Annotated in this window: 17 protein-coding genes; 11 read left to right on the top strand and 6 right to left on the bottom strand. The window is 63.2% G+C overall.

What is annotated here, in order from left to right; all coding sequences use genetic code 11:
• Positions 1-198: 198 nt before the first annotated feature.
• From CIC12_RS07945 to CIC12_RS07895, 11 genes are all read left to right on the top strand, one after another.
• Positions 199-1,647 carry a SidA/IucD/PvdA family monooxygenase gene (locus CIC12_RS07945; protein ID WP_168663592.1) on the top strand — a complete coding sequence of 483 codons (1,449 nt, stop codon included), beginning with the start codon at positions 199-201 and terminating at the stop codon, positions 1,645-1,647.
• Positions 1,648-1,704: 57 nt separating this feature from the next.
• Positions 1,705-2,763 carry an ABC transporter permease gene (locus tag CIC12_RS07940; protein ID WP_168663591.1) on the top strand — a complete coding sequence of 353 codons (1,059 nt, stop codon included), beginning with the start codon at positions 1,705-1,707 and terminating at the stop codon, positions 2,761-2,763.
• Positions 2,757-3,587 carry an ABC transporter ATP-binding protein gene (locus CIC12_RS07935; protein ID WP_168663590.1) on the top strand — a complete coding sequence of 277 codons (831 nt, stop codon included), beginning with the start codon at positions 2,757-2,759 and terminating at the stop codon, positions 3,585-3,587. Before CIC12_RS07940 ends, CIC12_RS07935 begins: the two co-directional genes overlap by 7 nt.
• A gap of 41 nt (positions 3,588-3,628) precedes the next feature.
• Positions 3,629-4,672 (top strand): ABC transporter substrate-binding protein, encoded by a 1,044-nt coding sequence (locus tag CIC12_RS07930; RefSeq protein WP_168663589.1) that lies wholly within the window; start codon positions 3,629-3,631, stop codon positions 4,670-4,672.
• A gap of 114 nt (positions 4,673-4,786) precedes the next feature.
• A complete protein-coding gene (locus tag CIC12_RS07925) occupies positions 4,787-6,004 on the top strand; it encodes an acyl-CoA dehydrogenase family protein (RefSeq protein WP_168663588.1) in 1,218 nt (405 codons plus the stop codon).
• A 45-nt stretch (positions 6,005-6,049) separates the two neighbouring features.
• The gene (locus CIC12_RS07920) at positions 6,050-6,397 is read left to right on the top strand and encodes a DUF3088 domain-containing protein (protein ID WP_168663587.1); all 348 of its coding nucleotides are present in this window, start codon (positions 6,050-6,052) and stop codon (positions 6,395-6,397) included.
• 299 nt (positions 6,398-6,696) lie between these two features.
• Positions 6,697-8,331 (top strand): ABC transporter substrate-binding protein, encoded by a 1,635-nt coding sequence (locus tag CIC12_RS07915; RefSeq protein ID WP_168663586.1) that lies wholly within the window; start codon positions 6,697-6,699, stop codon positions 8,329-8,331.
• Positions 8,332-8,541: 210 nt separating this feature from the next.
• A complete protein-coding gene (locus tag CIC12_RS07910; RefSeq protein ID WP_168663585.1) occupies positions 8,542-10,143 on the top strand; it encodes an ABC transporter substrate-binding protein in 1,602 nt (533 codons plus the stop codon).
• 13 nt (positions 10,144-10,156) lie between these two features.
• The gene (locus tag CIC12_RS07905; RefSeq protein WP_168663584.1) at positions 10,157-11,137 is read left to right on the top strand and encodes an ABC transporter permease; all 981 of its coding nucleotides are present in this window, start codon (positions 10,157-10,159) and stop codon (positions 11,135-11,137) included.
• Between the two features lie 42 nt (positions 11,138-11,179).
• Positions 11,180-12,151 (top strand): ABC transporter permease, encoded by a 972-nt coding sequence (locus CIC12_RS07900; protein WP_168663583.1) that lies wholly within the window; start codon positions 11,180-11,182, stop codon positions 12,149-12,151.
• A 2-nt stretch (positions 12,152-12,153) separates the two neighbouring features.
• Positions 12,154-13,890: an ABC transporter ATP-binding protein gene (locus CIC12_RS07895; protein ID WP_168663582.1), complete on the top strand. Its 1,737-nt coding sequence runs from the start codon at positions 12,154-12,156 to the stop codon at positions 13,888-13,890.
• 75 nt (positions 13,891-13,965) lie between these two features.
• Here CIC12_RS07895 and CIC12_RS07890 read toward each other — a convergent pair whose 3' ends face one another.
• The 6 genes from CIC12_RS07890 to CIC12_RS07865 form a co-directional block, all read right to left on the bottom strand.
• On the bottom strand, positions 13,966-14,991 hold the full coding sequence (locus tag CIC12_RS07890) for an aldo/keto reductase (protein WP_168663581.1): 1,026 nt from the start codon (positions 14,989-14,991) through the stop codon (positions 13,966-13,968).
• 39 nt (positions 14,992-15,030) lie between these two features.
• Positions 15,031-16,674: an ABC transporter substrate-binding protein gene (locus CIC12_RS07885; RefSeq protein WP_168663580.1), complete on the bottom strand. Its 1,644-nt coding sequence runs from the start codon at positions 16,672-16,674 to the stop codon at positions 15,031-15,033.
• A gap of 45 nt (positions 16,675-16,719) precedes the next feature.
• A complete protein-coding gene (locus tag CIC12_RS07880) occupies positions 16,720-17,781 on the bottom strand; it encodes an ABC transporter substrate-binding protein (RefSeq protein WP_168663579.1) in 1,062 nt (353 codons plus the stop codon).
• Between the two features lie 76 nt (positions 17,782-17,857).
• Positions 17,858-19,066, bottom strand: coding sequence for an LLM class flavin-dependent oxidoreductase (locus CIC12_RS07875; RefSeq protein ID WP_168663605.1), 1,209 nt, complete (start codon positions 19,064-19,066; stop codon positions 17,858-17,860).
• A 218-nt stretch (positions 19,067-19,284) separates the two neighbouring features.
• Positions 19,285-20,238, bottom strand: a complete 954-nt coding sequence (locus CIC12_RS07870; RefSeq protein ID WP_168663578.1) for an aliphatic sulfonate ABC transporter substrate-binding protein — start codon at positions 20,236-20,238, stop codon at positions 19,285-19,287.
• A gap of 73 nt (positions 20,239-20,311) precedes the next feature.
• A complete protein-coding gene (locus CIC12_RS07865) occupies positions 20,312-21,550 on the bottom strand; it encodes an SfnB family sulfur acquisition oxidoreductase (protein ID WP_168663577.1) in 1,239 nt (412 codons plus the stop codon).
• Positions 21,551-21,810: the final 260 nt, after the last annotated feature.

Raw genomic sequence — 21,810 nt, 5'->3', positions numbered from 1 at the left:
AAGAAAATCAGTCCACGTGCGAACCTCGGCGCATGCAATCGAGGACCGCGTACGCTGGTGCGAACAGACAAATAAGTAAAGCGAAATTTGTTGGTTTGGCTGGCACTCCCGCGCCGCGATACTGGGTGCCCTAACGATGGCAGCGATTCCTGCCGACGTATTCGCCTGCCGTTCAACTATCTGGCCGAGCCCCACACCATGACGCAATCGACTCACCCCGATCAGCAGGCACTCGACACGTTGCGCCTGATTGGCCCCGCGCCGGAAAACTGGGTGCCATCGCGCGAGGGCATCGATCACAACGTGGTGGTCGTCGGCGGCGGGCAGACCGGCGCGGCGTTCGCCTTCGCTCTGCGGCGCGCCGGCATTGGTCAGGTGAGCGTGATCGACGCCGCGCCCGATGAAGCGCACGCGGGCGTGTGGTTAAATCGCGCGCGCATGAACAGGTTGCGTACGCCGAAAACGCTGGCCGGCCCCGAAGCGGGTCTGCCGGGTTTGAGCTTTCAGGCGTGGTACGAAGCGCGCTTCGGCGCCGCTTCGTACGCGGAAATCGACCGGATTCCGCGCAAGCGCTGGGCGGAATATCTCGCGTGGTACCGGAGTTTTCTCGACATTCCGATTCGCTACGGCACACGCCTCACGCTGATCGAGCCGGTGGGCGAGCATTTCCGTTTGCATCTGAAGGTACGAGACGGCGCCACGGTGCGCAGCGTCGTCGAGACGGCGCGCAAGATCGTCCTCGGCAACGGCGTCGCGGGTAATGGCGCGCCTTTTGTTCCTGCCGTGCTGAACAGCCTGCCGCCTGGCCATCGCGCACATACCGCCGACGCGATCGACTTTGCGGCTTTGCGCGGCAAATCGGTGGCGGTGATCGGCGGCGCGGCGTCCGCGTTCGATGCGGCGGCAACGGCGCTCGAAGCCGGAGCCGCCGACGTCCATCTATTCGCGCGGCGCGAGCATATTGCGTCCGTGCCGGTGACGCGTGCGCGTGCTTATCCGGGTGCCTACGACAACTACTTCCATCTGCCCGACGCGCTTCGCTGGGCCCAGGCGCGGCGCTTTCGCCGGGCCGGTTCGACGCCGCCTGTCGACGCAGTCGAGCGCGTCACCCGTTTTCCGAATTTTCATCTGCACCTGGGCGCGTCGTGGACCGATGCGAGCATCAGGAACGAACGTGTGGAAGCCAGCGTAGCGGGTGAGTCGTTCACATTCGATTTCGTGATTGCCGGAACGGGGTATGTCGTCGACCCGGCGCTGCGGCCCGAGCTTGCACAGGTCGCCCAGCATATCCGTCTATGGCGCGATCAATACGTGCCTGCCGCAGACGATCACGACGACGCGCTGGGCGCGCATCCTTACCTCGGCGCTGCGCTCGAATACCTGGAAAAGACAGACGCAGATGCGCCTTACCTGAAACATATCCACGTCTACAACCCGGGTGCCTTCGTCAGTTTCGGCTTGCCCGTCGGTGACGTACCGAGCATGAAGCGCGATATTCCTGCGGTCGTGCAGCGCATCAGCCGCGACCTCTTTCTCGCCGATCTGCCTGCGCATGAAGCGCGCATCAACAGCGAGATCGCCGCCGACTTCGACGCTTCGATCTACGCACACAGCATCTGGCAACACGATAAGGCCGACGTCGCGTAATGGCGTTTTCACGTAAGCGCTCACGCCACCTCAATCAGTCAGAAGGACGAAACCGGCATGTCCACTCAGTTCGAATCGATCGCAACTCGCGCTCCGGCGAGCGGCGCGACCCCAGGCGACGGCACGCGCGCCGTCTCCCGGCGCGGGCTCTCGCGCGAGGTGCTGATCGCCGGTCTCGCGGCGATCGCGTGGTTTGCGAGTGCGGCGCAGAGCGCATGGTGGCCGAGTCTCGACGACTGGCCGTACACACGGGAATTCATCGCGCTCAAGTTGGTGCTCGCAGTCTTCGCCGTTATAGCGGGTGTGGCGGGATGGCGTCGCACGTCAGCTGCGTCGATCCCACCATCGCGCACGAGCGCATGGCTACGCGCGATGCCCTGGCTGCTGGCGTTGGCGTTTGGCGTCAGCGCGTGGGAGGCCGTCACCGCGCAACTGGAATGGCTGCCACGGCCGTTCTTTGCGCCGCCTCAAGCGCTGATCGCTGTCTTCGCCAGCGACTATCCGCGGCTAGGCACCAGTGTCGTGCACTCGTTCGGACTGCTCGCCTATGGGTACGTGCTCGGCGCCCTGGCTGGCTTCGTCACTGGCGTGAGCATCGGCTGGTCGCAGGCCGTGAGCTACTGGGTCCACCCGGTGCTGCGCCTCATCGGACCGTTGCCGGCCACCGCGTGGTTGCCGCTGGCGTTTTTCTTCTTTCCGTCGAGCTTTAGTGCGAGTGTTTTTCTGATCGCGCTGGCGACAGCCTTTCCGGTCGCCGTGCTCACGTGGTCCGGTGTCGCCGGCGTCAATCCGGCCTATTACGACATCGCGCGCACGCTTGGCGCGCGGCCCGGCTTTCTGATTCTGCGCGTCGCGATTCCGGCGGCGTTGCCGTCGGTGTTCGTGGGACTTTTTATGGGACTTGGTGCGTCGTTTTCGGTGCTGATCGTCGCGGAGATGATGGGCGTCAAAGCGGGGCTTGGCTGGTATCTGCAATGGGCACAGGGCTGGGCGGCGTATTCGAATATGTATGCCGCGTTGCTCGTGATGGCGCTGATGTGCTCCGGTCTGATCACCTTGCTGTTCCGTGTGCGTGACCGTCTGCTGGCCTGGCAAAAAGGATTGCTCAAATGGTAGCCGTACGCGAAGTGCTGAATCAGCCCGCCGTTCAAGCGTCGGTTCGCGACGGCGCGCGTATCGACGTGCGTCACGTGAGCCATCGATTTGCATTGCGCGGCGCCGCGTTGCCGGTGTTGCAGGACGTCAGCTTCTCGGTCGAACCGGGCGAATTCGTCGCGCTGCTCGGCCCGAGCGGTTGCGGCAAATCCACCTTGCTGCGGCTCGTGGCGGGGCTCGATGCGCCGACCGAAGGCAGCGTGAATGCGGACGGCGCTGCGATCGCGGGTCCTGATCCTGCGCGCGTGGTCGTGTTCCAGGACCCGACGCTCTATCCGTGGCGAACGGTGCGCGGCAACGTCGCCATCGGTCCGCAGGCGCAGCGGCGGCGCTTTGCACGACGCGACGCGGCACACGAAGAGAAGGCGCAGAACAGGATCGACGCCGCGCTGGAACTGGTCGGCTTGAGCGAATTCGCCGAAGCGTTTCCGCATCAACTGTCGGGCGGCATGGCGCAACGCGTCGCGTTGGCCCGCGCGCTCGTCAACGATCCCGCGCTATTGGTGCTGGACGAGCCGTTCGGCAAGCTCGATTCGCTCACGCGCATCCGCATGCAGGGAGAGCTCGCGCGACTGTGGCAAGACGCACGTTTTTCCGTACTGCTGGTGACGCACGACGTGGAAGAGGCGCTGCTCCTCGCGAATCGCGTAATCGTTTTCAGCGAGCGCCCGGCGCGAGTCGTCGCCGAGGTGTGTAACGACGCGCCGTATCCGCGTCATCGCGACGATCCGAAACTGGTGGCGTTGCGCCGCGAGGTACTCGCACAGCTCGGACTCGACACCTGAACGAATAAAACAATCCATCGCGACCTGAGGAGCAGTCAACCATGAATCCCTACGATGAAACGCCGCTGAGCCCGGCGCGCCGCGCATGGCTGCGCAAGACGGCTTGGCGGGCGGGCGCCGCCGCGCTGGGTGGCGCGTCGCTGAGCCTGCCGGGCTCGCTCGCTTTCGCGCAAACGCCGTCCGCGCCTTTGAAGCAGCTCAAGCTCTCGTGGAACGCGGGCTCGGTTTGCACCGCACCCGTGGCTGTCGCGGTCAAGCAGGGCTTTTTCGAGCAGCACGGCTTGCAGGTCGAACTCGTGAACTTCTCGGGCTCGACCGATCAACTGCTCGAAGCGATCGCCACAGGCAAGTCCGACGCGGGCGTTGGCATGGCGCTGCGCTGGATCAAACCGCTGGAGCAGGGCTTCGATGTGAAACTGACCGCCGGCATTCACGGCGGCTGCATGCGTTTGCTGGCCACGCGCACATCGGGCATCGTCGACGTGGCCGGCCTGAAGGGCCGCACGATCGGCGTTAGCGATATGGCGAGTCCCACCAAGAACTTCTTTGCGATCGTGTTGAAGAAGATCGGCGTCGATCCCGAGCGCGACGTGAACTGGCGTCAGTACCCGGCGAACCTGCTGGGCGAGGCGCTGAAGAAGGGCGAAGTACAGGCCATCGCGGACGGCGACCCGACCATCTGGTCGATCCGCGAATCGGATCATCTGTACGAGGTGTCGAACAATCTGTGCGGCGAGTACCAGACGCGCTCATGCTGTGTGCTGGGCGTGCGCGGCTCACTCGTGCGCAAGGATCGTGCGACCGCGCAGAAGCTGACGCAGGCGCTGCTCGAAGCGACCGAGTGGACCGCCAATCATCCGGCGGAGGCGGCCGCGATTTTCTCGGTGTATACGCCGTCCGCGGAGGTGGGCCAACTGGCCGCAATGCTCAGGAGCCACACGGACCATCATCATCCGGTGGGCGACGCGTTCAAGAAAGAGATCTCGCTGTACGCCGACGATCTGAAGACAGTTGGTGTGCTCAACAGCGGGACCGATTCGAATCGTCTCGCGGATCGGGTCTTCTCGAACGTGCTGACTGCGTGACGGTTGGCGGTGCGTAGTCCTGGCGCGGCCACCCCTCATTGACGAGACATCCCGTTCGAACAGCTCAAAGCGCCGGGTCGCTTCGATCCGTGCGCATTCAAAAGGAATACAGGCATGCAGGTATCTCTCGACACAGCGGCCCCCACGGCGCTCGATGCAGCACTGGCTGGCTTGCCGGCATTGGTCCGGGCAATCGGCGAAGACGCGGCACAACGAGAGGCGCGACGCGAATTGCCGTTCGACCGCTTTGCGTTGTTCCGCGAGTCGGGTCTCGGTTTGCTGCGCTTTCCCGTGGAGTGGGGCGGCCTTGGTGGGTCGCTCGACGATCTCTTTCATGTCGTCTCGACGCTGGCTGCCCATGAATCGAATGTTGCCCACGCTTTGCGGATTCACTACGACCTGACCGAGCAATTGCTGTTATCGCCACGGTCGGATTTCAACGACACGCAGATCGAACGCGTGCGCCAAGGGGCGATTTTTGGTGGTGCGTCCACGGAACTCGGCACTTCGCGCCCGGGAGAAATCGTTACGCAACTCGTGCGTGATGGCGAGCATTTTCGCGTCACGGGCAAAAAGTACTATTCGACCGGTACGGCTTTTTCGGACTACGCGCGAATCAACGTGCAGGATGAGAACGACGAGAAAGTTTCTATCGTGATTCCGGTGGCTCGTGAGGGCCTGCAAGTACTCGACGACTGGGACGGCATGGGCCAGCGCATGACGGCGAGCGGCAGTCTCGTGCTCGACAACGTGCAGGTTTTCGCACATGAAGTCGCAACACGCGGTTATACGAGTCTGGCCGGCCGTCACGGCAGCGCTGTGCGGCAATTGCATCTGGTTGCCGTAGCGGCCGGCATCGTGCGCAATATTCTCGCGGACGCGCGCCGTTACGTGGTTCAACATGGCCGCCCCGTGCTGCACAGCCCGGCGCCGTCCGCGCGCGAAGATGGCTTCGTGCAGCAGGTGGTGGGCGATCTCGCCGCACATAGCCTTTCGATCGACGCATTGGTGCAGCAGAACGCGCGGACCCTCGATCGCTCGGCGGTTGCGATTCGCAACGGCGCGGCCCATGCCGAAGACCTGGTGCTCCAGGGCGCGCTCGCAACTGCCAAGACGCAACTGGTGGTCAGCAAATTGGCGCTGCATGCGGGCGAGCGCCTGTTCGAGATCGGCGGCGCGTCGGCGACCGCACGCTCGCACAATTTCGATCGCCATTGGCGCAATCTGCGCACCATCTTCAGTCACAATCCGCTGCTGCACAAGGCGCGCGTAATCGGCGACTACGAGTTGAACGGAGCGACCACGCATCTCACCGAAGGCCGTGTGTTCTGACGAGTACTGCGTCATCCATTCCCTCACCATCCATCACGGAAAATCATGAGCCGACGAGATCTGCTGTTGTTGCTAGAGCCGGGCTTCACCGATCCGAACCATCCGGGCGAGCGTTTCATCTGCCCGGACGGCGCGCCCATTGAGGGGCTGCTGGCGAGCGACGTGGCGCTCAATGCGCGTCTGGACATTCGCCGTCTGCCGTTCGCGCGTCCACGCGCGGCGGTTGTCGACGCGCTCGACGCCGAACACCAGAGTTTGCCGGTGCTGATTTTCGGCGATGAGCAACCTGCGCCCGCCGACGCGCAGGTGTTGGGCGAAAAGCGCTTCGTGACCGATACGCGTCGAATACTGGATCTGCTGGCCCAGCGTCACGGTTTTCCAAAAGTACATTGAACGCGGCGGCGCGGCGTGATGTCGAGTGCCGCGCCCGCTGCCTGTGCCGCGGACGAAGATCGCTCCGCCCGTCGTGTACGTCGTGGCGACGGAGACAGTCTGCTGAGTGCGTGCCGATGCGAATCCGGCGATCACCGGTTCGACGTTGCGTTGCTGACTAAAAAGCCATAACGTCAGCGCGCACGATTTATCTATGCAATCCTCAATTTGTTTGTCCTTGTTCGTGCCGTTGATTGATATCTTGCGACGCTTCCGGTAAGCATCGCCTGCCGTGTCAGGCGGATTAAAAAGGAGCGGGCATGAGTGATCGCAACGAGTTTGATTCGGGACGTCGCAATGCGTTGATCGGACTTACGGGAAGTGCGGCCGGCCTGACATTCGGCGCGTTCGGATCGCTGGCGCGCGCGGCCGCGCAGAGCAGTACCGTGGCGCCGCGTCACGGTGGCCGGTTGACCCTGCTCGTGAATCCCGAGCCGAACGTGCTCGTCAATTTCGCCACCACGGCCGGCGCGGAACAGAAGATCAGTCCAAAGGTGACCGAAGGGTTGCTGAGCTACGACTTCAACGTGCAACCGCGCCCACAACTTGCGAGCGCCTGGTCCATCAGCGGGGATGGTCTGCAATACACATTCAGGTTGCGCGACGGCGTACGCTGGCACGACGGTCAACCGTTCACGTCGAAAGACGTGGCAGTGTCGATCGGATTGCTGAAGCAGTATCACTCGCGTGGCCGTTCGACATTCGCCAACGTGATCGAAGTGCGTACGCCCGATGCGCGTACGGCGGTGCTGAGGTTATCAAAGCCCGCACCATATCTGATCTACGCGCTCGCCGCATCCGAGTCGCCGATCGTGCCTGCGCATATCTATGGCAGTGGCGATCCCCTTAACAATCCTCACAATATCGATCCGATAGGGACCGGTCCTTACCGGTTCAAAAGCTGGGAGCGCGGCAGTCATGCGGTGTTCGTGCGCAATCCGGACTACTGGGATGCACCGAAGCCATATGTCGACGAACTGGTCGTGCGTTTCATTGGCGATGCGGCGGCTCGCGCGGTTGCGCTCGAAACAGGTGAACTGGATCTGGCCGGCGAGAACCCGGTGCCGCTCGTCGACATACAACGGCTGCAGGCATTGCCGCATCTTGCGCTGGAAACGCGAGGATACAGCTATGACGCGGCGCAGACGCAGTTGCAGTTCAATCTCGACAACCGGTATCTGTCGCAGCTGAAGGTGCGCGAGGCGATTGCCCACAGCATCGACCGCAAGGCCATTTTGCAGTCGGTGTGGTACGGCTACGGGATCGTGGCGCCGTCGCCGATCAGTCCGCTGCTGACGCAGTTCTACGATCCGCAGGCGCCGTCCTCGCCATTCGATCTCGCGCTAGCCGGGCGCCTCCTCGACGAGGCCGGTTTGCCGCGTCAATCCAACGGCTTCCGGTTTGCGCTGACGATCGACTACAACCCCTACGACCCGACGTTCGCGCGGCTCGCCGACTATCTGCGGCAAACACTGCGCCGCATCGGCATCGAATCGACTGTGCGTTCGCAGGATTTCGGCGCCTACGTGAAGCGTATCTATACCGACCGTGATTTCGATCTCGACGCGAACTTCCTCGGCAATACGTTCGATCCCACCGTTGGCGTGCAGCGGCTCTACTGGTCGCGCAACTTCAGGAAAGGCGTGCCGTTCTCCAACGCGTCCCACTACGACAACCCGGAGGTCGATCGTTTGCTCGAAGCGGCGGCGGTGGAGAACGATCCCGCCACGCGCGTCAAATACTTCCGGCAGTTCCAGCAGGTGGTGGGCCGTGATCTGCCGATCATCGATCTTGTCACGCTGAAGCAGGTCACGCTCTACAACCGGCGCGTGCACAACCACACCGTGACCGCCGACGGCCTGGACGGCAACCTCGCCGACGTGTTCATCGCGTGACGCAGGGTGTCGCCCGTGCCGATGGGTCTTTCGTCCGTGTCGTGCTTTGCATATGCGGAACCATTGGTTCTTTTGGCGCCGCAGCGGCTTTATCGTGAGCGTTGCGGCAGCAGTACGGCCGTCGACACGACCACGACATCACGAAGACACCACGACGACTCGCGAGGCATCCCCGCCGAGCGGGTCGTCGGCAACCAGGATCTGGATCACATGGCAGGACTGAATCGACGCGACTTTCTGATTTCATCGGGCGCAGCGCTCGCCGCGGCCAGCGTGCCGGCATTGGCGTTCGCACAGGGCGAGGCCGTGCCGAAACGGGGTGGCACCTTGAACATGCTGATCAACCCGGAGCCGCCGGTACTCGTGTCGATCTTCCAGACCACGGGGCCTGCGCTCGTAGCGAGTTCGAAAGTGCTCGAAGGCCTGCTCGCGTACGACTTCGATCTGCGGCCGAGGCCGCAACTCGCCACCGCGTGGACGGTCAGCCCGGACGGCTTGAAATACACCTTTACGCTGCGCCAGAACGTCAAATGGCACGACGGTCAGCCGTTCACATCGGCGGATGTCGCGTTTTCAATCGACTTGCTCAAAGCGGTGCATCCGCGTGGACGCAGCACGTTCGCCAACGTGACGCGCGTCAGTACACCCGACGCGCGCACCGCGATCATCGAATTGTCGAAACCGGCGCCGTATCTGCTGAAGGCGCTATCGGCCGGTGAGTCGCCGATCGTGCCGAAGCACCTGTACGCGTCCGGCGATCCACTGACGAACCCGCACAACAACGCCCCGATCGGAACGGGGCCGTTCCGTTTCAAGTCGTGGACGCGCGGCGCCAATATCGTCTACGAGCGCAACCCCGACTACTGGGATGCGGGCAAGCCGTATATCGATGCCCTGGTATTCAAGGTGATCCCCGACGCGGCGGCTCGCTCGGCGGCATTTGAAACCGGCGCGCTCGATCTGGGCGGTGAAAACCCGGTGCCGTTGACCGACCTGCAGCGCCTCACGCAATTGCCGCAGCTGGCCGTCGAAACGCGCGGCTATCGCTTTCTCGAACCGTTGTCGGAGATCGACTTCAACCTCGATCACCCGATCCTCAAGGACTTGCGCGTGCGCCAGGCGATTGCCCACGCGATCAATCCGCAAGTCGTGCAGCGCACGATTGCGTACGGCTACGCCGATCTGTCGCCCACGCCGATCACGCCTGGCTCCCCGTATCACGACGCGAAGCTCGCGGCCTACGCATTCGATATCGCAAGCGCGGAAAAGCTGCTCGATGCGGCGGGCTATCCGCGCAAGGATGGCGGCGTGCGCTTCCAGTTGACGCACGATTTCCTGCCCTATGGCGATCTATACCGCCGTCAGGCCGACTACGTGAAGTCGGCGCTCGCGCGCGTGGGCATCGACGTCACCGTGCGCTCGCAAGACTTGCCCGCCTTTCTGAAGCGTGTGTACGCGGACCGCCAGTTCGACTTCACGAGCATCGGTGTGAACACGCTGTTCGATCCGAGCGTCGGTGTTCAGCGTCTCTACTGGTCAAAGAACATTCGCCCGGGTGTGCCGTTTTCGAATGCGCCGCACTACAGCAACGCCGAAGTCGACCGCCTGCTAGAAAGCGCCTCTGTCGAAACCGACGAAAGCAAACGCGTCGCGCTGTATCAGCAGTTCCAGCAGATCGTCTATCGCGATCTGCCGATTCTCAACCTCGTCGCGCCGCGCATGGTCACGTTGGCGAACCGGCGCGTGCACAACCACACCGTCTCCGCGCAGGGCCTCGAAGGCAATCTCGCGGATGTCTATCTGAGCGCCTGACAGGAGATCGACGATGAGCCGAAGTCTGCGTTTCGGCGCGATAGCGCGGCGCACCGCATGGCAGGTCCTGCCGACGGTGGTCGGCATCGTGATCCTGAATTTCTTTCTGCTGAAACTGATGCCGGGCGATGCCGCCGACGTGCTTGCCGGCGAATCCGGCTCGGCCACCGCGGAAACGATGCAGGTGCTGCGCGCGAAGTTCGGCCTCGATCAGCCGCTGCTGCATCAGTTGTGGTCGTACCTGACGCATCTGGCTCACTTCAGCCTTGGTTATTCGCCGCGTTACGACATGCCTGTCATGCAGTTGATCCTGTCGCGTTTGCCGAATACGTTGCTGCTGATGGGGGTGGCGTTGTCGCTGGCCATCGTGATCGGCGTGGCGCTCGGCGCGGTGATGGCGCATTGGGCCGGCAAGTGGCCGGACCGCGTGTTGTCGGTGCTCGCATTGCTGTTCTATTCGACACCGAGCTTCTGGATCGGTCTGCTCGCCATCGTGCTGTTTTCGGTGCACCTCGGCTGGTTGCCGAGCGGCGGCAACGTGACGCTCGGCGTGCAACTGCATGGCTTGGCGTTATTCGCCGACGCGGCAAAGCACGTGCTGCTGCCCGCTGCGACGCTGGCGACGTTCTTTATCGCGATCTATGCGCGGCTCACCCGCGCGGCGATGCTCGAAGTGCAACGCCAGGACTTCGTGCGGACCGCGCAGGCCAAGGGACTGCATCCGTGGCGCGTGACGGTCCGGCATGTGCTGCGCAACGCGCTGATGCCGCTGACGACGATGGTCGGCATTCATTTCGGCACGCTGCTCGGTGGCGCGGCGGTGACGGAGACCGTGTTCAGTTGGCCCGGTCTCGGGCGGCTCGCGCTCGACGCCGTGATGGCGCGTGATTTCAGCGTGTTGCTCGGCGTTCTGCTGCTGTCGTCGCTGCTCGTGATCGTCGCCAACGTGTTGGTCGATCTGCTTCAGGCCTGGCTCGATCCACGCATTGCGTGACTTTCACGCTTGCGCCGACCCGTTGTTCACCAGAGAAATGCAATGGCTTCTGACTCTTCCAATCTGATTACCACCTCGCCCGAACCGGCGGTTTCAACGTGGCGCCGTCAACTGGCCGGTGCGCTGTTCGGTCAGCGCCGCGCCGGCAGCGCGCCGACGTCCGCTGCGCCGCGCAGCGGACGTGGCGTATGGCGGGCGCTGCTGTGCAATCCGTCGGCGCTGACCGGACTCGTGCTGCTCGCCGCGTTCATCGCGCTCGCATTCGGTGCGGGACATCTCTTTCCCGGCGATCCGCTCGACATGGTCGCCGCTCCTTTCGAGTGGCCGGGCACCGACCCGCTGTACCGGCTCGGCACCGATTCCCTCGGACGCGACGTCGCTGCCGGCATTGCGCACGGCACGCGCGTGTCCTTGCTGATTGGCGCAGCGGCGGCGGGAATCGGGCTCGTGATCGGCACGCTGGTCGGCGCGGTGGGTGGCTTCTTCGGTGGTGTCATCGACAACGTGCTGGTGCGCGTGACCGAACTTTTTCAAACCATTCCGTCGTTTCTGCTGGTGATCGTGATTGTCGCGATCGGCCGGCCGAGCGTCACGGTAATCGCGCTGGCGATCGGCATCGCGTCGTGGCCAACCGTCGCGCGCATCGTGCGCGCCGAATTTCGCACGCTGCGCGAGGCGGACTTCGTGCTCGCGGCGCGCAGCCAGGGGTTCAGCAACGCGCGCATCATCTTCGGCGAGATTTTGCCGAATGCGCTGCCGCCGGTGATCGTCACCGCCTCGGTGATGGTGGCGAGTGCGATTCTGATCGAGTCGTCACTGTCGTTTCTCGGCATGGGCGACCCGAACGTCGTCAGTTGGGGCGGCATGATCGGCGCGGGGCGCGATTCGCTGCGCACCGCGTGGTATCTGACCGCCATTCCCGGCGCCGCGATCGTCATCGCGGTGCTGGCGCTGAACCTGCTCGGCGACGGCCTGAACGACGCGCTCAATCCGCGTCTGCGGGCACGCACCTGATCATGAAACCGGGGACTCACGAAGTGAATAGATCGGCAAACCTGCTGGAAGTGCGCGATCTGCGCGTTAGTTTCGGCGCGCATGAAGTGGTGCGCGGGCTGAATTTCGATGTTGCGCAAGGCGAGACACTGGCGCTGGTCGGTGAATCCGGATGCGGAAAATCCGCCACCGCACTGTCGCTGATGCGGCTCGTGCCGGCGCCGGGGCGCGTGAGTGGCAGCCTGCGATTCGACGGCCGCGAACTGCTCGATTTGTCCGAACGGGACATGCGCGCGGTGCGCGGCCGGCAGATTTCGATGATCTTCCAGGAGCCGATGACCTCGCTGAACCCGGTGCTGTCGATCGGTGCGCAGATCGTCGAGACATTGCGCCAGCACGAGAGTCTTTCCAAAGTGGCCGCGTGGAAGCGTGCAATCGAGTTGCTCGAGCTGGTGCGGATTCCCGAACCGCAGCGGCGCGTATTCGACTATCCGCACGAACTGTCCGGCGGCCAGCGGCAACGCGTGATGATCGCGATGGCGGTGGCATGCCGGCCGCGTCTGCTGATCGCGGACGAACCGACCACGGCGCTCGACGTCACGATCCAGGCGCGCATTCTCGAACTGCTCGACGGCCTGCGGCGGGAGTTGTCGATGTCACTGCTGCTGATCACGCACGATCTCGGCGTGGTCGCGCAACATGCGGACCGTGTCGCGGTGATGCTGGCGGGCGAGATGGTGGAGCAGGCGCCGGTCGCGCAACTTTTCACGCAGCCGAGGCACGCGTACACGCGCGGCCTGCTCGGCGCGTCGTTGAATCTCGCCGACGATCTGCACTATCGAGGCTGGAAACTGCCGGAAATTCGCCACGGTATCGGCGATGACGACCAGCCGAACTTTGCGGTCGTGCCCCGCTCGCCGCGTACCGGTCAGCATGACGAACTGCCCGCCGCGCGACGCGCACCAGACGACGCACCGCTGCTCGCGCTGCACGACGTGCGGATCGACTATCCGCATCGTGACGGCAAGACGACGCTGCGCGCAGTCGACGGTGTGTCGCTTCAGATCGCGCGTGGCGAAACGGTTGGCCTTGTCGGCGAATCCGGTTGCGGGAAATCGACCCTGTCGAAAGCGATTCTGCGACTCGTACCGGCTGCGGGCGGCGAGATCCGCCTGCGCGGCACCGATCTGGTGCCGCTGCGCGAGCACGAGTTGCGGCCGCTGCGCCGTCACGTACAGATGGTGTTTCAGGACCCGTATGCGTCTCTCAATCCGCGCCGTACGGTGGGCGAGATTCTGGATACGGTGCTGGTGGTCAACGGTGTGAACGACGCGCGGCAACGCCGCTCGCGCATCGCCGCGATGCTAGACCGGGTTGGACTGCCCAGTTCCGCACCTCAGCGCTTTCCGCACGAGTTTTCGGGCGGCCAACGTCAACGCATCGGCATCGCGCGGGCGCTGGTGCTCGAACCGGATCTGCTGATCTGCGACGAACCGGTGTCCGCGCTGGACGTGTCGATCCAGGCGCAAATCCTCAATTTGCTGGTGGAACTCAAACGTGATCTCGGGCTTGCCTATCTGTTCATCTCACACGATCTTTCCGTGGTGCGCTATATCGCGGACCGCGTGCATGTGATGCAGGCGGGGCGCATCGTCGAAAGCGGCGATCATCGCGAGATCTGGCGCGCGCCGCAGCATGGCTACACACGTACGCTGCTCGACGCGATTCCCGGCAGGCGTTTCGACGCGCAAGCGGCTTGATGCTTTGTGGAAAGAGGCGGCCTGCGCCGGCTCTTTCCGATGGTTCGTCTTTATGGTCGCCTCACGCGACCCGACTCAATCCTGCAGCGTACCGTGGCGTGCAATCCGGCCGAAGAACGGATGGCCCGGATCGTTGAAGCCCGGCGTGGACGGATGGCCGCTCGTGACGAGCGAATCGACAAACGCTTCGTCTTCCGAAGTGAGTCGATAGCGCAATGCCGGCAGGTAGTCGCGCCATTGCGTTTCAGTGCGCGGCCCCGCAATAGTCGAACTGATATAACGGCTATTGAGCACCCACGCAAGCGCGAATTGCCCGGCTGTGAGGCCGCGCGCTTCGGCGTGCTCGCGTACGCGCCGCGCCAGTTCCAGCGATTCGGGGCGCCATTCGGTCTGCTGCATGCGCCGGTCGCTGCGGCCCGCGCGCGAGTCGGCGGCAGGCGTCGCGCCCGGTTCGTACTTGCCGGTCAGCACGCCGCGCGCAAGCGGGCTGTACGAAATCACGCCGAGCCCATAGCGGTGCGCCGCGCTCAACTGCTCCGCTTCGGCCTGGCGATTGGCGATGTTGTAGAGCGGCTGGCTCGCGACCGGCGCATCGAGCCCGAGCGCCTGCGCGGTATGGCTGAATTCGGCGATCTTCCACGCGCGATGGTTCGATAGCCCGTAGTAACGCAGCTTGCCTGCCCGGATCAGATCGTTGAGCGCACGCACCGTTTCTTCGACCGGCGTCTGATGATCTTCGCGATGAATGTAGAGCAGATCGATGTGATCGGTGTTCAGGCGCTTCAAACTCGCGTCGACCGCACGCACGATATGTTTGCGCGATGCGCCGCTTGCATTCACGTCGCCCTCCTGCAGCGGGTTGGCGAACTTGGTCGCAAGCACCCAGCGTTCACGCTGCGCGGCAATGCTGCGGCCCACCACGCGTTCCGATTCGCCTTTGACGTAGACGTCGGCAGTGTCGATCGAATTGACGCCCTGTTCCTGAGCGAGGTCGATGATGCGGGCCGCGGTGGGCTCGTCGGCGGGGCCGCCGAACATCATCGTGCCGAGCGTCAGTGTCGAGACCTTGATGCCGCTGCGGCCGAGCTGTCTGTATTCCATGTTTATCGGATTCCGTGAAAGTGTAAAGGGTGAGGTGGATCAACGTTGCAGCCAGAGATCGGCGAAACTCGCCGATACGCCATCGGGCGAAATCGTGTGGTTGTGCACCGCGCGCGCGTACACCGTGATGTATTGCGGTGACACCAGGTTGATGTCCGGCAGGTCGCGCTCCAGGATGCGCTGGATTTGCGAGAACAGCTGCTTGCGCGTCGACTCGTCGGTTTCTTCGGCCACGCGCGAAAACAACTGGTCGATCTCCGGATTGCTGTAGTGCGAGCCATTGGTGAACGGCACGCCGCGCCGGAAGTTGCCGGTTGTATAGAGCCGCGCGACGCCGACCACAGGATCGAACAGATTGCTCATGCCGTTGATGCTGAAATCGAAATCGCGGTCGGTATAAATTCGCTTCAGATAGGCCGGCAAATCCTGGCTGCGCACCGTCACGGCAATGCCCACGCGCGCCAGCGCGGACTTGACGTAGGCGGCGGTGCGGGCAGGCAGATCGCCGATCGGCAGCGGATCGACTGTCAGCGCAAAGCGGGTGCCGTCGGCTTTGCGCGGATAGCCAGCTTCGTCGAGCAATGCGTTCGCGTGTTCGACGTTGAACGGATAGGGCGTAGGCGCCGGGTCGTGATAGGGGCTCGACGGAATGATCGGACTGGCGAGCGGTGTTGCGTAACCGTAATAGATGACCTTGCGGAGCACTTCGCGATCGAGGGCCGATGCGATAGCCTGGCGCACCTTCGGATTCTTCAGCACCGGATTGTCGAGATTGAATTCGATGCGCGCCACGCCCGCCTGGAATTCGTAACCGCGCGACTCGATCCCGAGCTTCGGGTTGGCCTTCAGACGCGCAAGGTCGGACAGCGGCACCGGCGTATCGCCGCCCAGATCGACCGAGCCGTCTTCAAAGGCGACGGTGCGCGCAGCCGGATCGTTGATGACCTTGACGACGATCCTGTCGAGCCAGGGCTTGCCTTTGTCCCAGTAGTCGTCATTGCGCACATATTCGATGTAGCTGCCGCGCACCCATTTGACGAACCGGAAGGGGCCCGTGCCGATCGGCGCATTGTTGGCGGGATTGGTGAGGACGTCGGTACCGTCGTAGATATGCTTCGGCACGATCGGCGTTTCCGACGACGAGAACGCTTTGATCAGCCACGGTGCGGGTCTCGACAACGTGATGACGACCGTGTACGGATCGGGCGTCGAGATATCGGTGACATTGGCGAAGGTGGTTTTCGCACGCGGGTGGACTTGCCTGAGCGTCTGGATCGAGTACGCGACGTCCGCTGACGTGAAGGGCTTGCCGTCATGCCATTTCACGCCGTGGCGCAAATGGAAAACGTATTTGCGGCTGTCGTCGCTGATTTCCCATGAGGTCGCGAGCGAGGGTTTCGGTTCGAACTTGAAGTCGTACTCCAGCAGACCTTCGGTGACTTTGCCGCTGACCTTCAGCACGTTGGTCGCGGTGGTCGCCAGATCGACGAGCGCGGTCGGCTCCGGTGTGACGATGAAATTGAGCGTGCCGCCGCGCGTCTGTGCTTGCGCCGTGCGGGCGGCGAGCGCGACGGCGAGTGTCACGGCAAATGTCACTGCAATTGTCACTGCACTTGCGAATACTCCGCTGAAGACCTGCTTGCCGTAGCGACGCAGTGTGGCCTGCGTGGTGACATGTGCCATCTTTTCTTATTGGAGAGGAGGAGGGAAGGAGGATACGCAGACCGGTCAGACTGCCGATGCAGCCAGCGCATTGCGTCGTTCGAGTGCCGCGGCGAGCGGCGCTGGGTCGACCCACGCGTCGAAGTCGAAATCCGTCGCAATGAAGCCCCATTTGAACAGGAACTGTTTGAAATCGGCCAGAGCGGCAAGCGCTTGCGGATCGAGGCCGATCGCCAACTGCCGGTGCAGGCCGCCCGGATACGCGCGTTCGACCCAATGCTCGGCGCTGCGAACCTCGCGGGCGACATAACTCGCTACTTCCGCGGCGTGTGTGTCGGCCCAGTCGCCGGCGGCGAGGGTGCGAGCCAGCACGCGCTCCACGAGATCGGGGCGCTCGCGCAGCAGCTTCGCGTCGACAGTCAACGGACGCGGCGTGCCATTGTTCGCGTGCAGCACGCGATTGGATTGCGCGCCGATCTCCACAAGGATTTTCGCGCCGAGCAGATTCGCGATATCGAGTCCGGTCGCACCTTTGACGAACACGACATCGGCCTCGCCGCGCAGAAGCGCCTCTGCTTCGCGGGCGAATTCATGCGAACGTTGCGCGTCGAGCCACACGCCGAGCGGGGCGTCGCTAGCGGGCTTCGCGTCTTCGAGTCCGCGCGGCGTGTGCGGCAGTTCGACCAGATCGACATCTTCAAACTGCGCGCCGACTACATTGAGCAACGAAGAAAACCCGCGCAGCGCGGTGGCGCGATGAAAATCGACCACGTTCGCGCGCGTATTGCGCGGAAAACCGAAGCGACGTCCGGCGAGCGCGTGCGGTGTGGCGTCCAGTTGCCGGTCGAGCGTAATCAGCGCCTGGAATTCGTCGACCCAGCTCAGACCGATCAGGCGTGTATCGCTGCCCTGAGCGCGCGCCCACAGTGCCGGAATATTGCCGCCCTGGCGAAACGACCACGGCTGGCTATGTGTGAAGTGGGAGCGGCGGATCAGCACGTCGTCGGCATCCTGCAATGCTTTGACGTCGATGCCGTCGGCTGCGAACTCCTGCTGCAGCCAGCCTTTTTGCGCCGCGATGCCGAACGGGGTCGGTGCCGGGCAGCGCGTGTACCAGATTCGGCTCATGCGGATCACCTGCGAGGTTGAGTGCAATATCGTTAGGATGGTTGCCGCGTTCGCCGAACGCGGCGCGCCGACGCGATCAATAGCGCAAGCCGGCTTCGCGCAGTAATGGCAGCACGCGCTCGCCGAAGAATTCGAGGTCGGGTTTGAAATCGAAGAAGCTCAGTTGCACGCCGTCGACACCGGCGCGATGCAGCCGCACGATGTAGTCGGCAATTTGCTGCGGCGAGCCGACGATCGAAATGTTGCCGCCCACCGCGCGCGCTGCCGCCGAATTGCGTTGCTCAGCGCCGCCGCGCCATGCATGCGCGTCGCTGTCGAAGCGATGGAAACTGCCTTCGTCGCCGTGCGCGACGATTGCATCGTGGTAAGCGCGTGCTTCGGCGGGCGTCTCGCGGCAGATCACCATCGGGTTGATCAACGTGCGAATCTTGCGGCCATGCGCCTGCGCGGCGGCTTTCACGCGAGCGGTGTGCGCCGGCAGCGCGGCGAGCGCCGCTTCGATTTCCGAACCGGCCGGGCTCGTGATGAACACCACGTCCGAATAGCGCGCGGCGAAGTCGATGCCGGCGTCCGAGCCGGTCGCGTTGACGAGCAGCGGGCGTCCGTAGCGAGGCTTCGGCGTGACAAAAGCCTTGTCCAGTTTCCAGCTCGACAGTGCGGGCGCGAAACTGAAGTTATCCGGCTGCGACCACAATTGCTGCACGGCGTCGAGAAATTCGGCTGCCAGTTGATAGCGCCGGTCGTGGTCGATGCGATGCCAGCCGAACATCTCGTGTTCGATCGCGCGATGTCCGGTAACCACGTTGATGCCCCAACGACCCTTCGAGATGTGATCGAGCGTCGCGGTGAATTTGGCGAAATGCAGCGGATGCCACGGGCCATATAGCACGTGGCTGGTGGCAACAAGGATGATGCGTTCGGTACGCGCGGTCATCGCCGCGAGCGACATGAACGAATCGAGTGCCTCTCCGTTGAATACGCCGCCGTAGCCGCCCTTGGGCAACCATTGCGACAGGGCGAAGACCAGATCGAAGCCAAACGATTCCGCTTTCTGCACCAGCTCGAGGTTGTACTCGAAGTTCCAGTCCGTCGTGCGCGGCAACGTGGATGCGCTCCAGCCGCCGGCCTGAATCGGCAGGAACAGGCCGAGCAGCAAGGGCTGTTCGAAGGCGCGCGAAACAGGACTATCCGCAAAGGTGACGGGCGAACGGACTGCGACGAAAGGCGATGCATCGCGCGCACCGTCGGCTGGAGGTGTCGATGTGCGTGACGGTGGAGTGACGATTGAGTCGGGCACAGTGGAATTCCTTGCGATGCAAGTGTGAACGTATGCGTTGTCCGCGAGATCGCATGCGACGGGGCAGAACCTGGCGGTGCGAACAGTAGAGCACGTCGCTATCTGGACCTCCAAACAACGAAAACTGCTTTTAATCTGAAGTGCCAGGTGATGCGTGAAAGTGCTGCTCTAGCGCACTGGTTCGACGCATGAGCATGGTTTAAGCGCTATGCTTTCCAGACGATGTCGCGCACGTCGACCTTCTTTGGAATCAGCCCGAGGGTGAAAAGGCGATCTGCTGTCGCCTGCTGGCTGTCGAGCAAGCGCGCGCTGAGGGCAGTCACGTCGAAACTCGCATTGCGGTTCACGGCCGCCATCACATCGGGCGCGATGCCGGTGGCACTCGCCAGTACTTCAGTCACGTCCACCGGGTGTGCTTTGGCCCATTCGGCTGCCTGCTTCGAGCCTTCGATGTACTCGTTGACCAGATCGGGATGTGCCGCAGCAAACGTGCTGTTCGCCAGCAGAAAGCCGGAGCTCGACTCGATGTCGCCGCTATAGGCAAGCACACGTGAAGGCGTGTGTTTTTGCGCGAGCGTGAAGTAAGGGTCCCAGATTACCCACGCGTCGATATTTCCGCCTTCGTAAGCGAACGCGGCATCTGCTGCGCCGAGCGAGAAGGTTTCGATCTCCGACAATTTCACGCCGGCCTTTTCGAGCGCCGCGGCGATCAGATCGTGCGAACTGGAGCCTTTTGCATAGCCGACTTTCTTGCCGCGCAGATCGGCGAGCGTGCGTATGCCGGAGTCTGCCTTAACCAGAATGCCTTCGCTTTTCGCACCTGTCGGTTGCGCGGCGATGTAGTTGACGTGGCCTCCCGACGCCTGCAAAAAAATACAGCCGACGTTGCCGGAATTGCCGAATGCAATCACGCCCATATCGAGCGCCTGCAAAAGCGTCAGTCCCGACGGGAACTCGATCCATTTGACGCGGATGCCGCGTGGCTCGAAGCGCTTTTCGAATACCTTGAGTTGCCGCGCAACGAGGGGAATGCCCGTCTTCTGAAAGCCGAGACTGATCGTATCGGGCGTCGCCGCCGAGGCTTTGCGCGTCGACGTGGCGAATGCCGCGCCGGCGAGTGCGGCAGCGCTGGCGGCGAGAAATTGACGGCGTCCTGGCATGCAGGCATCTCCTGGAGAATGGACGGATAGCGAAACGGTGAAAGCCGCACGGTTAAGGGGCACGGCGTCCGCCTCAGGTCTGCCCGCTAGTAGGTGGCCTTTCGCCGTTGAGATAGAAGTTGCCGACCGCCGCGTATTTCCAGCGCGCGGCGTCATGCAATGTATGCACGCGGGCATTGCGCCAATACCGGTCGAGATTGAACGACGGATGCGTGGACCGCGTGCCTGCGAGTTCGAACAGCTTGTTGCTGGCTTCGATGGCGATTTCAGTCGTCAAGGCTTTGGCTTCGGCGACCGCGATCGACGCCTCGGCGATCGTGTCCGCGCCTGGGTCGGCGAGGCAACTGTCGATCGCGTGGCCGGCGCGGTCCATCATGGCTTCGGCCGCATGCAGACGCGTTTTCAGTTCGCCTAGCTGGTAGATCACATAGGGGTCCGTGCCGAGGGCAGCCGTGGACGGCGCGGAATCGGCGTCACGCTGCCGGATGAACGCGATCGTCGCGTCGATTGCGCCGCGCGCAATACCCGCGTCTATGCCGACGTGACTGATCTGCGAAATGGCGTTTTGCGGCCAGTCTTCGTAGCTGCGGTAGATCGGCAAGACATTCAGCGCAGGCACCCACACGTTGTCGAAGATCACCGTACCGCTCGCGGTGGTTTTCTGGCCAAAACTGTCCCAGTCGTCGGCGATCTTCATGCCCGGATGCCCCGCGGGCACAATGGCCACGACGCGGCGCCCTTGGGCGTCCTGGCCGATGGTCGAGACATAGTCGGCAAACAGCGCACCGGTCGAATAGATCTTGCGGCCGGACAGCCGGAAGCCGCCGTCGTCGGCTGCGATGGTCATGGCGGAGCCGGCCGGGCGCGGTCCGCCGACGTCGACGTTGGCGTTGCCAAAGCGTGCGCCGCACAGAATCTCGCCGAGGAAAAACGCGCGCTGCTGCTCCGTGCCTGTTTTCCAGAGCCAGAATACGGCGCTGTTATGGTTCTGCTGGATCTGCGCGATCGACGGGTCGGCCGCGGCGAGGATCGCGAACACGCGCCCGACGGTCACGTAGGAAACCTGTGCACCCCCATACGCTTTAGGCACGGTCATCGCCCACAGGCCAGCGTCCGACGCGGCATCGAGTTCTTCGTGCGGCAGGCTGCGGTCTCTGTCGCGACGCGCGGCATCGGCGGCGAAGCGGCTTGCGAGGTGCCGCGCGGTGGCGATCGCTTCTGCGTCGGACTCGATGACGTGAGCCGGTTTGCCGGAGCGCCGTGCGGGCGCGGCAGGGTCGGCGAACGCGACGTTCGACGTTTGAGTGGGCATCAAGGGCTCCGGAGCGATCGGTTCGGGATCGTGTTGAACAGAGATATTGGCGCGCATGAAGCGAGACTCGCTGCTTCGAGGTATCGGTAAAACGTCGAAAATTATGCGAAGAAAATGGATGATGGACAACGAACAATAATTGCTATTCTTAGCTGATTCCTGATGCGATCCATTCGACGGCTCCCTGTGCCGAGCGCGTAAGCATCGCGAACTTGCCGTGCTCATAACGTTATGAGTTTCGCTTCGTTGCCATTCGCCGC

The sequence above is a fragment of the Paraburkholderia sp. SG-MS1 genome, from assembly GCF_012275575.1.
Classification (GTDB): domain Bacteria; phylum Pseudomonadota; class Gammaproteobacteria; order Burkholderiales; family Burkholderiaceae; genus Paraburkholderia.
The sequence above is the reverse complement of the archived record's forward strand: the minus strand, read 5'-3'. Positions and strand labels throughout refer to the sequence as shown.